We start from the raw sequence: 13,433 nt of genomic DNA on the forward strand, positions 1-13,433 counted from the left end.
CGGTGGGCGGTACACCGCAACGAATGCGGCCAAGCGCCGAAAGACAGGCGACGGTGACGAGGGACCGAACAGGAGAATGATCAATTAGCCGTTCGGAGCTTTAGGATGACCTCTTGAAGGGAGCGTACGACGGTTTCGGGCGGAGAACAAACGTCTCCCGATTCACGGCTCCGGATCATTCGTTTTTGATTTTGATGGCCGTCCGGTTTTCACCGCTTCGGCCGGCCCGAAGGAAAGAATACGTACAAAACAGTTCACCTCGGGGCGTGCTCGACCGGGTTTCGATGGATTCCGGTCGTCGAGGCTCCGAGCCGGCCGGGAAAAGAAATTTTCGAAGATCTTGGAACGGTCTCCCCGACGGATCGGCGACGCGAAAATCGATGCGGGATGCACGAATTCCGCCCGAATAACTGATGGTCCGTCAGGCAGCGGGGGTACCGACGCACCGGCATACTCCGAAACCGCTCCCGGTCGCGCGAAGGTCCGCCGTCCTCACCTGGCCCCGACCCGGCCGCCGCGGCGAGGCGGTGGGGTCCGGCGACGGACCCTGCGGCGCTGTGGGCGGCGCTATCGGGCCGCGTACACGATCCGGCCGTCGAAGATGGTCAGCGCGACCGCGAGGTCGGCGATCTCGTGCGGGTCGGCGGTGGTCAGGTCGCCGTCCAGGACGCAGACGTCGGCCACCTTGCCCACCTCCAGCGAGCCCTTCCAGTCCTCGGCGAAGTCCTGGCGCGCGGCGTTGATCGTGTACGCGCGCACCGCCGTGGCCAGGTCCACGCACTGCTCGGGGCCGCTGGTCCGGCCGGTGGCCTTGGATTCGCGCAACATCATCGCGGACACCCCGCGCCGCCAATCGGGGTGCGTGATCGGCGCGTCCGAACTCGCGGTGACCGCGATGCCCGCTTCCACGGCGCTGCGCACCGGCCACTGGTAGGCGGAGCGTTCCGGACCGACCACGCCGTCCATCAGGTCGGCGATGGTCCACTTGATCGCCGGGTTCATGTTCACCCCCCAGCCGTGTGCGGCGAGCGTGCGCAGGCTGCGCGGCGTGCAGAAGTCGCCGTGGATGACGTAGTGCCGCTCGTCCCGACGCGGGCACGCCGCGGCAGCCTCCTCGAACGCCTCGACCAACGCGTCGATCGCCCGGTCGCCGGTGACGTGCACGCCGATCTGGTGCCCGGCGGCGTGTGCGTGCCGGACGATGGCGCGCAGTTCGTCCACGCGCAGGACATCCGAGTCGCCGTGCATGCACAGGCAGCCGTTGCCGCCGCCGACGTACTCCTCGCGCATCCACGCGGTGCGACTCGGCGGTATCCCGTCCGCGAAGACCTTGACGCCCAGGATCCGCAGCAGTCGGGGGTCCAGGTCGGCGATCCCGTCCGGGAGCGGTGCCGCCAGCCGCTCGGGCAACACGTCGGCGGCCTCGCCCATGGCCAGCGGGAGCAGCAACACGCTCACCCGGGCCGCGAGTTTCCCCGAGCGGGCCAGCTCCGCATAGACCGCCAGGGTGTCCGCGCCGGCCGCGCCGAGGAACAGCGAGCCGCCGCCGGGGCCCAGGCCCGGTTCGGTGAAGCTGGTGATGCCCTCGGCGTGGCAGATGGCCACGGCCGCGCGCACGGCCCGCTCCCGGTCGGCCCGGGTCATCGGCGGTACGGCCGCGTTGACCAGGTTCTGCGCGCCCTCGCGGAGCAGGCCGGTGGGCTCGCCGGCGGCGTCGACCTCGATGATGCCGCCGGGCGGGGCGACCGTGTTCCGGTCGATCCCGGCGACCCGGAGGGCGTGGCTGTTCAACCATGCGGTGTGCCCGCTGAACTCGTAGAGCAGGACCGGTCGATCCTCGACCACCGCGTCCAGGTCCCGGCGGTGCGGCAGGCGGGCGCCGGCCTCGGTCGGTGCCGGCGACCGGCACTCCGCCAGGTAGCCGATGTCCCAGCCGTTGCCGATCACCCAGGCGTCCGGCGGCAGCGTCTCGGCGTGCCGGGCCACGGCGCCGGCGATGTCGGCGATCGAGCCGACGGCGGGGTGCGACACATCGACGGCGAGCGGCGGGCGGGTCGCGCCGAAGGCGCACGCGTGCAGGTGCGAGTCGTTGATGCCGGGCAGCGCGGTGCGGCCGGCCAGGTCGACCACCTCGGTCCCGGGGCCGATCAGCGGCCGGATCTCGGCATCCGAGCCGACCGCAACGATCCGGCCGGCGCGCACCGCGAGCGCCTCGACGACGGTGAACGCGGCGTCCACGGTGAGGACGCGGCCGTTGATCAGGACGAGATCGGCGCAGACCGGCATCCGGGTCTCCTTGCGTAGCGACGACACATCGGGGAGTCGACACCCAACATTATTTGAGGCCAAACGATATGGATCGACCCCGGCCGCCACAAGACCTCGGCACGATTCTTCGACCTCGGACGGGGAGACCGACGAGCGCGAGCCGCCCGATCTCGCAAACCGGCCCCGCTCTCCGAGCCCCTGGGCCGGCCCTGGACCCCGGGACCGCCCCGGCGCCCCCGAGACCTCGCAACCGGCGACCCGACCTTGTGATCCGCGCCGACGCGGCTTATCGTTTGGGATCAAATCAGTCTCGGAGGCCTTCGGTGCGCGCCCTGATCATTCGCCACGACCACCACTCGCACGCCGGATACGTGGGTGCGCGGCTGGCCGAACGCGGCTTCGTGCCGCACGAGGTGACGGTCGTGCCCGAGCGGCGTTTCCACTCCCCCGATGTGCGGGTCGACTTCCCGCGCCCCACCGACTTCGACCTCGTCGTGTCGCTGGGTGCGCCGTGGTCGGTCTACGACACCGCGACGATCGGTACCTGGATCGGCGAGGAACTCGCGCTGCTGGCCGAGGCGGTCCGGGCGGACGTACCCGTCCTGGGGATCTGCTTCGGCGCACAGGCGTTGGCCGCCGCGCTGGGCGGACGCGTCGAGCGGGCACCGCGGTTCGAGCTGGGGTGGCACCCGATCGCGTCGGACGAGCCGACCCTGATCTCGCCCGGCCCCTGGTACCAGTGGCACTTCGACCGCTTCACAGTCCCGCCGGGCGGGCGGGAGATCGCCCGGTCCGCGGCGGGTCCGCAGGCGTACGTCGTGGGGCGCTCGCTCGGCGTGCAGTTCCATCCCGAGGTCACTCCGGGGATCGTGGCCGCCTGGCTGGCCGGCGGCGGCGCCGTCCAGGCCCGGGAACTCGGCCTTGACGTCGCGGCGTTGCGACGGATGGAGCCGGATGCCCGAGAGCGGGCCGACGCGCTGGTGGACGCATTCCTGGCGGACGTGGCCAAGCTCTGAGCCACCCCCGACACCGGCGGCCGAGAGCCGCTCGGTGAGCCCCGGCGGCCGAAACACGTCGCGCGGTCGCGCCCCGTCTGTCGGGTGGCCGGATCCGGCCGGGTCGGCGACGTACTCGGCGTCCGTCGGCGGTGTGCGCCTGCGCCGTCCGATCGGGCGCGAGCACTCCCGGCACACGGGTGACGACCTTGTGTAGCGGCGGATCTTTCGAGTTCCTTCTGATCCTGTGAGTAGATCGCGGCGTGTCGCGGCGTGTCGCGGCATCGTCGGGCACCGGCGCAGAGCCGCCCGGGGGTGCCGGCCAGACGCGATCGGGCACGTCGAGCAGGCGGCCCGACCAGCCGGCCGCAGCCGCGATCACCGCCACCGGCCGGTCGGCCGCACCACGCCGGCCGCTTGCCGCGTTCATCCAATCTTGAGAACGAACTCCCTTATTCATAACCGACGTTGGTCTATCATCCCGCCCTTCGCATCGACTGCCCGCGCGCCCCGACGCACGAAGCGCATCCGTCACCACACGTCAACGGACGGCTGCAAAAAGGATCAACGCGGGGGTTGACACTGAAAGTTGGTCTAGACCAACCTAGTGGAACGGGGATCGGAGAGGTGTGCCCGGCATGGCTGTCCGCCGACCAAGCGGACCGGCCGCGGCCGGCACCGCGCGTCCGCCGCGGGCGTTCCACGACCCGTACGGGCACCGAGTACAAGGAGGTAGGAATCCCGGCTCTGTCATCGCGGAGAACCACGACCTCCGCAGCGCGACCGGCCGGGGGCGGCAGTGCGCTCTCTTACCAAGTCCGCTTGGCATAAGGCCCGTTCAGCTCTTCACGACACCGCAGCATGGGTCCGGCGCCCGGCGCGGCGAGGGACCACGAACCGCTCATCCATCTGCCGATCGGCGCCCGCCGGCGGGCCGGTGGACGGTCACCGCCGGGGGCCGCACCGCGGCTGCCGCGGCCCTGTCCGGCGGATCCCGGCGGGTCCGCGACGCGACTTCCGCCGACCGGGATAGCGGTCCTCGGTCACGTCCTTCCGATGTGCGCGAACTGCCCTTGGCGAAGGGCTGCTTCACCATGCCATGACACGGATCCGGCGCGGCCGCCCGCCGGGCCGGCGATCCCGGACGGCGACGGCGACCCGGTCGAAGCCGTTCCCGGTGCCGGCCGCGGCGCCCTGACACCCGCTATCCGACGTCCGACATCCGACATCCGATCGATCAACCGCCGAGAGTGCGGTCGATGTGCGCTCAGCCACGGAAAAATCTCGCGCCTTGGAGTGATCACATGCCGACGCCCGACCCTTATCCGTATCGAGCAGCCTCCGACATCCCCTACTTCAGCGCGGACGGCGAGACGTATCTGGCTCCGACCCCGCTGCGTGACCTCAAGAAGTCCCGGCCGCTGCGGGTGTTGTCCGAGCAGGACTTCGACTTCTGGCAGACCTACGGTTACGTCGTGGTCAAGGAGGCCATCCCGGCGGCTGCGGCGGCCCGCCTGCTGGAGTTCGCATGGGACTTCCAAGGGCTCGACCCGTCCCGGCCGGAGAGTTGGTACCGCGACGATCGGCAGTTCCGCTCCGATCTGGACCGGGAACTGCACATCTACGGGTTCGTCGAGGCCTACCACCATCAGCTCATCTGGGACAGCCGCCAGACCCGGCGCGTCTACGACGCGTTCGTCGACGTGTGGGACTGCGAAGAGTTGTGGGTGACCCTGGACCGCCTCAACCTGAACCCGCCCAATATCCGGGACCGCGATCGTGCGCACATCGCGCCCACGGACAAGGGCTTCGACATCGAACTGCACTGGGACGTCGACACCACCCAGGATGTGCCGCCGCAACGGGTACAGGGCATCATCGCGCTCGACGCGACCCGACCGGACCACGGCGGATTCCAGTGCTCGCCCGAGTTGTTCCGCCGGTTCGGCGAGTGGAAGGCCGGCCAGCCCGCGGATCGTGATCCGATCCGACCCGCCGCCGACCGCGACGAGTTCCCGGTGATCCGACCGGAACTCGAAGCCGGCGACCTGCTGATCTGGAACGGGATGCTCGCCCACGGGGTGGCCCGCAACACCTCCACGAACGGTGTGCGCGCGGTCCAGTACCTGTCCATGATGCCCGCCCTGGAATCCCACCACGAGCAACGTCGGTCCCGGATCGAGTCCTGGCGTCACCTGCGCACACCGGACTGGAACAAGACGCTCGTCGGCGACGCCACGAAGCACGAATCGCTCAGGTACGGCACCGCCACGCTGAACGACCTCGGCAGGAAACTCCTGGGGCTCGACTCCTGGAGCGGGCAAGACACCGACCAGTTCACCGGAGAGCCGGCATGCACAAAATCTGCCTGACCCTGCCCACGAACCGAGCCTGCGCCGCCACGATATCCGCCATCGGCGAGGAGGCCGCCTACGCGGCGACGCACTTCGACGTCGAGGTGCATCTGCTGATCCTCGACTCCTGCGAGGAGTCCGCGTTCGCGATCCACGCCAAGGCCGTCGACGCGACGCCCGCGACGCCGAATGTGATCGTGCACCATCTCGACGAGGCCGCACAGCGGAACTTCCTGCGCCGGGTGGTCGACCGATCCGGCGTCGACAGGCCGGACCTGTTCCTCGACCTGATGTTGCCCGCCGCGGTCTCCTACGGCGCCTGCACCAATCGTGCCTTCCTGATCGCCGCCGCACTCGGGTGCGCCTCGGTCCACCGTCGGGACTCGGACAGCAACTATCAGACACTGGACGGGCAACCGGTCTTCCCCATCCACCACGAGCTGACATCGCTCGGCAAGCGCGCCCGCGACGCGGCGTACGGCGTGAGCGAAACCGTGCTGGATCCGGCCCACGCGGACAAACCCGTGGTATTGGCGGGCAGTTCGTTCGTCGGGGAGTTGTCGGTGGACATCGGCGAGATCCAACGTCTGGACCCGGAAGCCTACTTCGACATCGTCAGTCTGTGGGCACCGACCGAGTGGTCGCCGGAGAAGAAGCGGCGGCTGGTCGAGGAGTCCTTCACCGGCGCGGGCACCGACCCCTTCGTGCGGGATCACTCGACGCTGACCATCGTCGACCCGATGCGGCTGGACATGTGCAACATCTCCTTCCGGCACGAGGTGTACGAGCGGGTGCCGCTGCCGCCGGCGACAGACACCATCGGCAGCGACTACTTCCTCATGCACCTGGTGCACGACGCCCGGTTGCCGGGGGTGCTGCACAACCGCAACATCGTGAACTTCTACACCGAGGAACGACGCACCGACTCGGGCTTCGTCGCCTATCAGTTGCGGCTGACCAAGTTCTTCCTGTCGATGCTCTACTTCAACGCCGTCTATGCCGAGATGGCGACGGCCGGCGCCGCGCTGCTCGATGCCGAACAGCGCCTTCGGCCCGCGGCGGTCGCCGAACTCGCCCGGGCCGCCGCCCGGTCGGATCGCGCCGAGAACGTACACCGTCTGCGCAGCCTCGACCGCTCCTACCGCAGCCTCGGCGGCCGATACGCCGCGTTCGCCGACACGCTGGCCGCCTGCGGCCCACGCCTGCTCGACGAGGCCCAGGCGGACATCGAAGACTTCGCGCTGCTGATCGAGGCGTGGGCGGCACTGATCCACACGAGCAAGGCCACGAGCGTCCACGAACCGCACCGATAGTGGGACCCGGACCCAATCATGCACGTAAACGCACACATGCGCGCTGCCCTGGCGGCCTCCACCGAGGACCGCATCGTCTTCGATCTCGCCGGCATCGAGGAGCGATACGACTCGCTGCTCGCGGAGTTGCCCGACATCTCGGTCAGATTCGCGATGAAGGCCTGCCCCGTCGACGAGGTGCTCTCCTGCCTGGCCCGCAAGGGCGCCGGCTTCGACGCGGCCAGTCCGCACGAGATCGAGCAGGCGATCGCCACCGGCGTACCGACCGACCGCATCCACTACGGCAACACCATCAAGTCGGACCGGAACATCCGGGACGCATACCGGCTCGGGATCCGGGACTTCGCCACCGACAGCGTCGAGGACGTGCGGGCCGTCGCCGTGCACGCCCCCGGTGCCCGGGTCTTCTGCCGGCTGGCCACCAGCGGCGACGGGGCCCTGTGGGGCCTGAGCCGCAAATTCGGCTGCTCGGGCCCGGATGCGATCCTCGTCCTGGAGCAGGCCCGGGCCCTGGGTCTGACCCCGTCGGGTCTGTCGGTCCACGTCGGCTCGCAACAGATGACCGCCGAAGCCTGGCAGGACGCCTTCGACAGACTGGCGGACGTCCTCGCGGACCTGAATCGACGCGGCATCGCCCCGGACCACATCAACCTCGGCGGCGGGCTGCCCGCCCTGGGCTACCTGGACCGGCGCGGGCGGCCGCTGGATCCGCCGCTGGACAAAATCTTCGTGGTGATCCGCGAGGGCATCCAACGGCTCCGCGAAGTGTCCGCATCGCCATTGCACTTCCTGATGGAACCGGGTCGCTGGTTCGTCGCCGACAACGGCGCGATCCGGGCCCGGGTCTCCCGCTTGTCCGCCCGGGAGCAGCTGGACGGCGAACGCCAGTTCTGGCTGTACCTGAGCTGCGGCAAGTTCAACGGGCTGTACGAGATGGACGAATTGCAGTATCGGCTGGTCTTCCCCACCCACGAGGGCGCGGAGTGCGTACCGGCCGTCGTCGCCGGCCCGACCTGCGACAGCGACGACGCCTACCCGCACGAGGACGACCTCGTGCCGGTGCCGAGGGCGGTCGCCTCGGGGGATCCGGTCTGGATCGTCTCCTGCGGCGCCTACGTCACCAGCTACACGACCCGGGGATTCAACGGCTTCGCTCCGCTTCCGTACACCTGCGTCGGCGGCGACCACGACGCCGGCAACCAGGCGCGGAACCCGAATCCCTCCTCCGCCGTCGACGTACTTCCGGAAGGGCTGGTGTAGATGGGACACGACGTGCGCATCCGGCACATCGTCGAAGGCGACTGGGACGCCATCGTCGCGCTGGAGGCGGCCACCTACTCCGCCGGCGCGCTGTCCGAGGAGCGGCACGCGCTGGAGTCCCGGGCCCGTTCCTCGCCCGGGACGTGCTTCGTGCTGGACTTCGAGCAACGACCCGCGGGTTACGTACTGGCCCTGCCCTACCCGATGTTCCGCTATCCGGACCTGTCCCGCGCGGAGGACGTGGTCCACCACTCGCGCAATCTGCACCTGCACGACCTCGTCGTCGCCGAGCACGTGCGGGGCAACGGCCTGGCCCGCGAACTCCTGCACCGGCTGACCGCGACGGCCCGGGCGAAGAAGTACGAACGCATCTCGCTGATCGCGGTCGGCGGCAGCGAGGCCTTCTGGTCGGCGAACGCCTTCGACGCCGTCCCCGAGGTGGCGCTCGCGCCCGGTTACGGCGCGGGCGCGGTGTACATGTCCAAAACGCTGTCCACGTCCAGGGCGGCGTACACGGCCGGTCCGGCGTACACGGCCGGTCCGACGTACACGGCCGATCCGACGTACATGTCCGAAGCGGTGCACGAGGACCGCGATGCGAGAAGGCGAAGCCAGCCGATGGTCCCGTCCGCGGATCATCCCCGGAAGACGAAGTAGGCCGATTCACATGTTTCGCGTTCGCGATGACTTCCGCCGAGCACAGGTGGCGATCGCAGCACTGTTCTGTTTTCTCGGGCTGCAATACGCCACCTGGGCATCGCGGTTGCCCGCGATCAAGGCGGAACTCGACCTGAGCGAAGCCGAGGTCGGCCTGTTGCTGATGGCCTGCGGCGCGGGCGCGGCGGCCTCCTTTCCGCTCGTCGCGGCGTTGACCAAGCGGCTGGGCTCGCGCCTGTTGGCGCTGTCCTCCGCCCTGGCGCTGGGCCTGCTCCTGCTCGCGCTGGCCGCCGCGCCGAACTATCCGGTCGCGCTGGTGATCATCTGCTGCGACGGCGTCGCCGTCGGCTGTCTCAACGTGGCGATGAACGCGCAGGGCGCCGCGCTCGAAGTCGAATACCGGCGCACCGCGATGTCGCAACTGCACGCGACGTTCAGCGCCGGTTCGTTGTGCGCCGCACTGCTCGCGTCCGGGATGAACGCGCTGACCTCGAACCTGGCCGCGCACTTCGCGGTCGCCGCCGTACTGCTGTTGCTGCTCCTGGCCTACGCCCGACCCGGGCTGCTGACCGACGATCGAGCGGCGGCCGAATCCGCCGAGGCCGAGGAGTCGTCGCGGTCGGAGCGGCGGGGGTTGACGCTGCCGTCCCGGATCACCATCTGGATGGGCTGTGCGATGGCGTTCGGCACGGTGACCGAGGGCGCGATGAACGACTGGTCGGCGCTGTACATGAAGGACGTCGCGCACGCGGCGTCGGAGGTGGCGCCGCTGGGCATCGCGGTGGTCTCGGTGATGATGGTGCTGGCCCGGGTGTTCGCCGACGGGTGGCGCAGCCGTTGGGGCGACGGGCGGATCGTCCGGGTCGGCAGCGCGCTGGCCGGCGTCGGGCTGGCGGTCGCGCTGCTGGTGGGTGGTGTGGTGCCGGCGCTGATCGGCTTTGCGTGTGTCGGGTTGGGCGTCGCCGCGGTGACGCCGTGCGTGTACGTGGCGGCGGCCCGCGCGGGCTCGGACGCGCTGGCCCTGGTGGCCGCCATGGGCACGACCGGCCTGCTCGCCGGGCCGGCGCTGATCGGCTTCATCGCGAGCGGCAGCAGCCTGGTGTGGGGCATGGGCGCGGTGGCCGCCTCGGCGGTGCTGGTGTCGGTATGCGCCACGCAGATCCGCTGGACCGGTCCGGACGAGGCCGAGTCGGTCACCGCGGTCGAACCGCACGGGCGACCCGAGCCGGGAACGGAGGTCGAGCCGCTCACCGGCGCCTGAGCTCCGCCGCCGGGAGGGTGGGGGCAACCGGCTCCCGGCGGTGCTTCGCGATCGGTCGACCCGCACCGCCGATACTTCGCACGCGGTCGGCTACCGGCGCGGGCCCGCGGTCACGCGATCAGCTCCCGGCGGTACTTCGCGGCCAGGGTGATCGCCCGTCCGCCCAGCGCCACCACGCCGACCAGTGCGCCGGCGCGGTGGTAACCGACCGCGCAGTCCGCGTCCCAATCGCCCTCCAGGAGGCGGATGTCCGCGCCGCCCAACCCGGGAGCGCCGTACGACTGGAGGCGTTCGTCGTACTGGTCCGACCAGAACGTGGGCAGCGGTGCGAACGGGGTCGACGCGCGGTCCGCGCTCCCGGCCAGATACGCGGCGAGCGTGCGGGCCGCGTGTTTGGCGCTGTCGGTGGGGATGCTCCAGTGCTCGACCCGGCGCGGTACGTCGTCGTAGCGCGGATTGGCGAACCTGGCCACGTCGCCGACGGCGACCACGTCCGGGCGCGACTCGACTCGCAGGAGGGCGTCGCAGCGTACCCCGTCGGCAAGGTCGAGGCCGTTGCCCGCGAGCCATTCGGTGTTCGGGATCGCGCCGATCGCCTCGACCACGGCGTGCGCCGGCAGTTCCCGGCCGTCGTCCAGGACCACCCCGGCGACCTGCCGATCACCGATCAACTGCCGTACGGTGTGCCCGAGTTCGAAGCGCACGCCGCGGGCGAGATGGCGTCGGCGCAGCGCCGCGCCCAGGTCGGTGCCGAGCGGGCGGTGCATCGGCTCCGGCTCGGGCGCCACCACCGTCACCTCGGCCCCGAGCGAGCGCGCCGTCGCGGCCACTTCACAGCCGATGAAGCCGGCCCCCACGACCACCACCCGGCGGCCCGGCCCGAGTGCGGCATGCAGCCGGTGTGCGTCGTCGAGGGTGCGCACGACGTGCCGTCCCGCGCTCGGTCCCGGGCAGGTCAGCCGGCGCGGGCGCAGGCCGGTGGCCACCACGAGGCCCGCGTAGGACAACGACTCGCCGCCCGCGAGCCGTACCGTACGGGCGGTCAGGTCGACGCCGACGGCCGGTCGGCCCAACCGCCAGTCCACGTCGGCGCAACCGGCCCGCAGCCGAAAGGCGACCGCGGCGTGCGTCACCCCGCGCGCGAGCGCCTCCTTGGACAGCGGCGGTCGGTTGTACGGCATGTGCGGCTCGTCGCCGATCACGGTGATGCCGCCGTCCCAACCGGCTGCGCGCAGCTGTTCCGCGGCCCGCAGGCCGCCCATGGAGGCACCCACCACGAGGACCCGGGGAGCGGTCATGGTTCAGTCCTCGATCGTGATGGCCTGGAGCGGGCACACGTCGGCGGCCTCCTCGACCGCGTCGCGCAGCGCGTCGTCCGGGTCGGCGACGAACTCCAGCCGGCCGGAGGCGTTGATGTGGAAGACCTCGGGTGCGGAGAACACGCACTGTCCGTGGTCCCGGCACCGGTCCATGTCGACGACGACCTTCACGGTGGTGGTCCTTTCCGATCGATGGGCGGGTCGAGTGGGCGAAACGCGGGGCGGGGGCGCCGGCGGTCAGCGTCGCGGGGCGCGGATGCCGCGCAACTCCCAGTCGCCGCCCAGTGCGGTGGAGCGCACCTCTTCGGACTCGGTGGGCTGCGCGCCGCAGTCGGTGCGGATCGGGGTCGGGCCCTCGACGATGTGGTTGGCGAGTCGGCCCAAGCCCTCCACCTCGACCTCGACCACGTCGCCCGGCTGCACCGGACGCGATCCGGCCGGTGTGCCCGAGAGCAGCACGTCGCCCGGATCGAGGGTGATCGTGCGGGCGATGTCGGCGACGAGGTAGTGCATGTCCCACTCCATCTCGTCGGTCGAACCCTCCTGCGCCACCATGCCGTTGACGTAGGTGCGCAGGGTCTTGCCGCGGAAGTCCCAGCCCTCGACCAGTCCGGGGCCCAGCGGGCACAGCGTGTCCGAGCCCTTGACCCGGAGCATCGAACCCGCGTCGGTGTCCCGGAAGTCGTGCAGGCCGTAGTCGTTGGCCACGGTGTAGCCGCGAATGAAGGTGCCCGCGTCGGCGGGGGCGATGTTGCGGCAGGTGCGGCCGATCACGATGGCGATCTCGCCCTCGTAGTTGAGGTACTTGCAGCCGGCCGGACGCACGATCGCTCCGCCGTGCGCATTCAACGACGAGGTCGGCTTGTGGAAGTAGGTCGGCGCGGGCGGCAGTGTGGTGCCGAACTCGTCCACCCGGCTGCGGTGGTTGAGATGCACGGCGATGATCTTGCCGGGCTCGACCGGCGGCAGGTGCCGGGCCTCGGAGACCCTGGTACGCCTACCGTCGGCGGCGACCAACTCGGCGCCCTCGCGCACGACTTCGACGATCGTGCCGTCGAGCAGGATGCGGCGGTACTCGGTGGTGCTGCTCATGCGACGTGTCCTTGGCTGGTGGGGGTGCGGGCGTCGGGGGTGGTCCAGCCACCGTCGGGTCGGTCGAACCAGACGTGGGCCTGGCCGGTGCCGGTGGCGTTCTCGTAGTCGCCCACCAGCCGGCCGGGTGCGGTGCAGCGTTCCTCACCGAGCGCGCCGAGCATCATCAGGTAGTGCCCGAAGCGCGCCTCGGGCTTGTACCGCAGGAAGTCCGGCATGCCGGCGAGCACGCTCGCGTGGTCACCGCGTCGCATCCAGGCGATCCGCTGTTCGTCGGCGGCCCGGGCCTGCGGGGTGCGCACGTGCACCGGGTCGGATGCCTCGTGGGCACGCAGTTCGCGCAGGTTCCAGAAGGTGTGCGAGAAGGCGCCGGAGGCCACGAGCAACACCTTGCGATCGGTGGCCGCGATGCCGTCGGCGAGCGCGCGGCCCAGCCGCAGGTTGTCCTCCACGTCCGCGGTCTGGCAGCAGCCGATGCCCATCCAGCGTTTGCCGGGCACGCCGAGGTGGTGCCACAGGTTGACGGTGGCGTAGTGGATCGGCAGGTACGGATCCTCGATCGCGGTGATCCAGGTGCCGTGCCGGTCGGCGAAGGCGGCGGTGGCGTGGGCCAGTTCCGGATCACCGGCGAAGTCGTAGGGGATCTGCCGCATGCCGCGCGGCAGTTCCTCCGAGGTGTACAGCCCGCTGCGGTGCGGCTGTGCGGCGATCACGTATTCGACGGTGGTCGCCCAGTGCGAGTCGAAGACCACGACGGTGTCGTAGTCGAGCCGCTCGAACACCTCGGCGCGCAGCCGGGCCAGGGCCGGAACCAGGCTGATCTCCCGGCCCTCGTTGAGTTCGTACCGGACCTCGCGGGGCAACATGATGGTGGGCGAATGGGCCAGGATGCCCGCGCCGACGATCTCGCCCAT

Annotated in this window: 11 protein-coding genes; 6 read left to right on the top strand and 5 right to left on the bottom strand. The window is 70.5% G+C overall.

Annotated features, from left to right (window positions below; all coding sequences use genetic code 11):
- Positions 1-567: 567 nt before the first annotated feature.
- The gene (locus ACFZBU_RS23665; RefSeq protein ID WP_391585603.1) at positions 568-2,286 is read right to left on the bottom strand and encodes an amidohydrolase; all 1,719 of its coding nucleotides are present in this window, start codon (positions 2,284-2,286) and stop codon (positions 568-570) included.
- A gap of 305 nt (positions 2,287-2,591) precedes the next feature.
- Here ACFZBU_RS23665 and ACFZBU_RS23670 point away from each other — a divergent pair, with 305 nt between their 5' ends.
- From ACFZBU_RS23670 to ACFZBU_RS23695, 6 genes are all read left to right on the top strand, one after another.
- Positions 2,592-3,284 (top strand): type 1 glutamine amidotransferase, encoded by a 693-nt coding sequence (locus ACFZBU_RS23670; protein ID WP_391585604.1) that lies wholly within the window; start codon positions 2,592-2,594, stop codon positions 3,282-3,284.
- Between the two features lie 1,283 nt (positions 3,285-4,567).
- Positions 4,568-5,635 (top strand): phytanoyl-CoA dioxygenase family protein, encoded by a 1,068-nt coding sequence (locus ACFZBU_RS23675; protein ID WP_391585605.1) that lies wholly within the window; start codon positions 4,568-4,570, stop codon positions 5,633-5,635.
- Entirely contained in the window at positions 5,617-6,930 is a 1,314-nt protein-coding gene (locus ACFZBU_RS23680; RefSeq protein ID WP_391585606.1) for a DUF6271 family protein, read from the top strand. The genes ACFZBU_RS23675 and ACFZBU_RS23680 overlap by 19 nt, the downstream gene beginning before the upstream one ends.
- Before the next feature lie 36 nt (positions 6,931-6,966).
- Positions 6,967-8,190 (top strand): type III PLP-dependent enzyme, encoded by a 1,224-nt coding sequence (locus ACFZBU_RS23685; protein WP_391585607.1) that lies wholly within the window; start codon positions 6,967-6,969, stop codon positions 8,188-8,190.
- Positions 8,191-8,847 (top strand): GNAT family N-acetyltransferase, encoded by a 657-nt coding sequence (locus tag ACFZBU_RS23690; RefSeq protein ID WP_391585608.1) that lies wholly within the window; start codon positions 8,191-8,193, stop codon positions 8,845-8,847.
- Between the two features lie 10 nt (positions 8,848-8,857).
- On the top strand, positions 8,858-10,108 hold the full coding sequence (locus tag ACFZBU_RS23695; RefSeq protein WP_391585609.1) for an MFS transporter: 1,251 nt from the start codon (positions 8,858-8,860) through the stop codon (positions 10,106-10,108).
- 110 nt (positions 10,109-10,218) lie between these two features.
- Here the strand turns inward: ACFZBU_RS23695 and ACFZBU_RS23700 are convergent, their stop codons facing one another.
- The 4 genes from ACFZBU_RS23700 to ACFZBU_RS23715 form a co-directional block, all read right to left on the bottom strand.
- Entirely contained in the window at positions 10,219-11,406 is a 1,188-nt protein-coding gene (locus ACFZBU_RS23700) for an NAD(P)/FAD-dependent oxidoreductase (RefSeq protein ID WP_391585610.1), read from the bottom strand.
- Positions 11,407-11,409: 3 nt separating this feature from the next.
- The gene (locus ACFZBU_RS23705; protein ID WP_391585611.1) at positions 11,410-11,598 is read right to left on the bottom strand and encodes a ferredoxin; all 189 of its coding nucleotides are present in this window, start codon (positions 11,596-11,598) and stop codon (positions 11,410-11,412) included.
- Between the two features lie 66 nt (positions 11,599-11,664).
- Positions 11,665-12,519, bottom strand: a complete 855-nt coding sequence (locus ACFZBU_RS23710; protein ID WP_391585612.1) for a fumarylacetoacetate hydrolase family protein — start codon at positions 12,517-12,519, stop codon at positions 11,665-11,667.
- Positions 12,516-13,433, bottom strand: a complete 918-nt coding sequence (locus ACFZBU_RS23715; RefSeq protein WP_391585613.1) for a catechol 1,2-dioxygenase — start codon at positions 13,431-13,433, stop codon at positions 12,516-12,518. The genes ACFZBU_RS23710 and ACFZBU_RS23715 overlap by 4 nt, the downstream gene beginning before the upstream one ends.

It is taken from the genome of Embleya sp. NPDC008237 (assembly GCF_042956465.1).
Taxonomy (GTDB): domain Bacteria; phylum Actinomycetota; class Actinomycetes; order Streptomycetales; family Streptomycetaceae; genus Embleya.

Bases quoted from the DNA above. Each gene is read 5' to 3' on its own strand.
- ACFZBU_RS23700 (WP_391585610.1), bottom strand. From the start codon at position 11,406: ATGACCGCTCCCCGGGTCCTCGTGGTGGGTGCCTCCATGGGCGGCCTG.
- ACFZBU_RS23715 (WP_391585613.1), bottom strand. From the start codon at position 13,433: ATGGGCGAGATCGTCGGCGCGGGCATCCTGGCCCATTCGCCCACCATC.
- ACFZBU_RS23690 (WP_391585608.1), top strand. From the start codon at position 8,191: ATGGGACACGACGTGCGCATCCGGCACATCGTCGAAGGCGACTGGGAC.
- ACFZBU_RS23665 (WP_391585603.1), bottom strand. From the start codon at position 2,286: ATGCCGGTCTGCGCCGATCTCGTCCTGATCAACGGCCGCGTCCTCACC.
- ACFZBU_RS23710 (WP_391585612.1), bottom strand. From the start codon at position 12,519: ATGAGCAGCACCACCGAGTACCGCCGCATCCTGCTCGACGGCACGATC.
- ACFZBU_RS23680 (WP_391585606.1), top strand. From the start codon at position 5,617: ATGCACAAAATCTGCCTGACCCTGCCCACGAACCGAGCCTGCGCCGCC.
- ACFZBU_RS23685 (WP_391585607.1), top strand. From the start codon at position 6,967: ATGCGCGCTGCCCTGGCGGCCTCCACCGAGGACCGCATCGTCTTCGAT.
- ACFZBU_RS23695 (WP_391585609.1), top strand. From the start codon at position 8,858: ATGTTTCGCGTTCGCGATGACTTCCGCCGAGCACAGGTGGCGATCGCA.
- ACFZBU_RS23675 (WP_391585605.1), top strand. From the start codon at position 4,568: ATGCCGACGCCCGACCCTTATCCGTATCGAGCAGCCTCCGACATCCCC.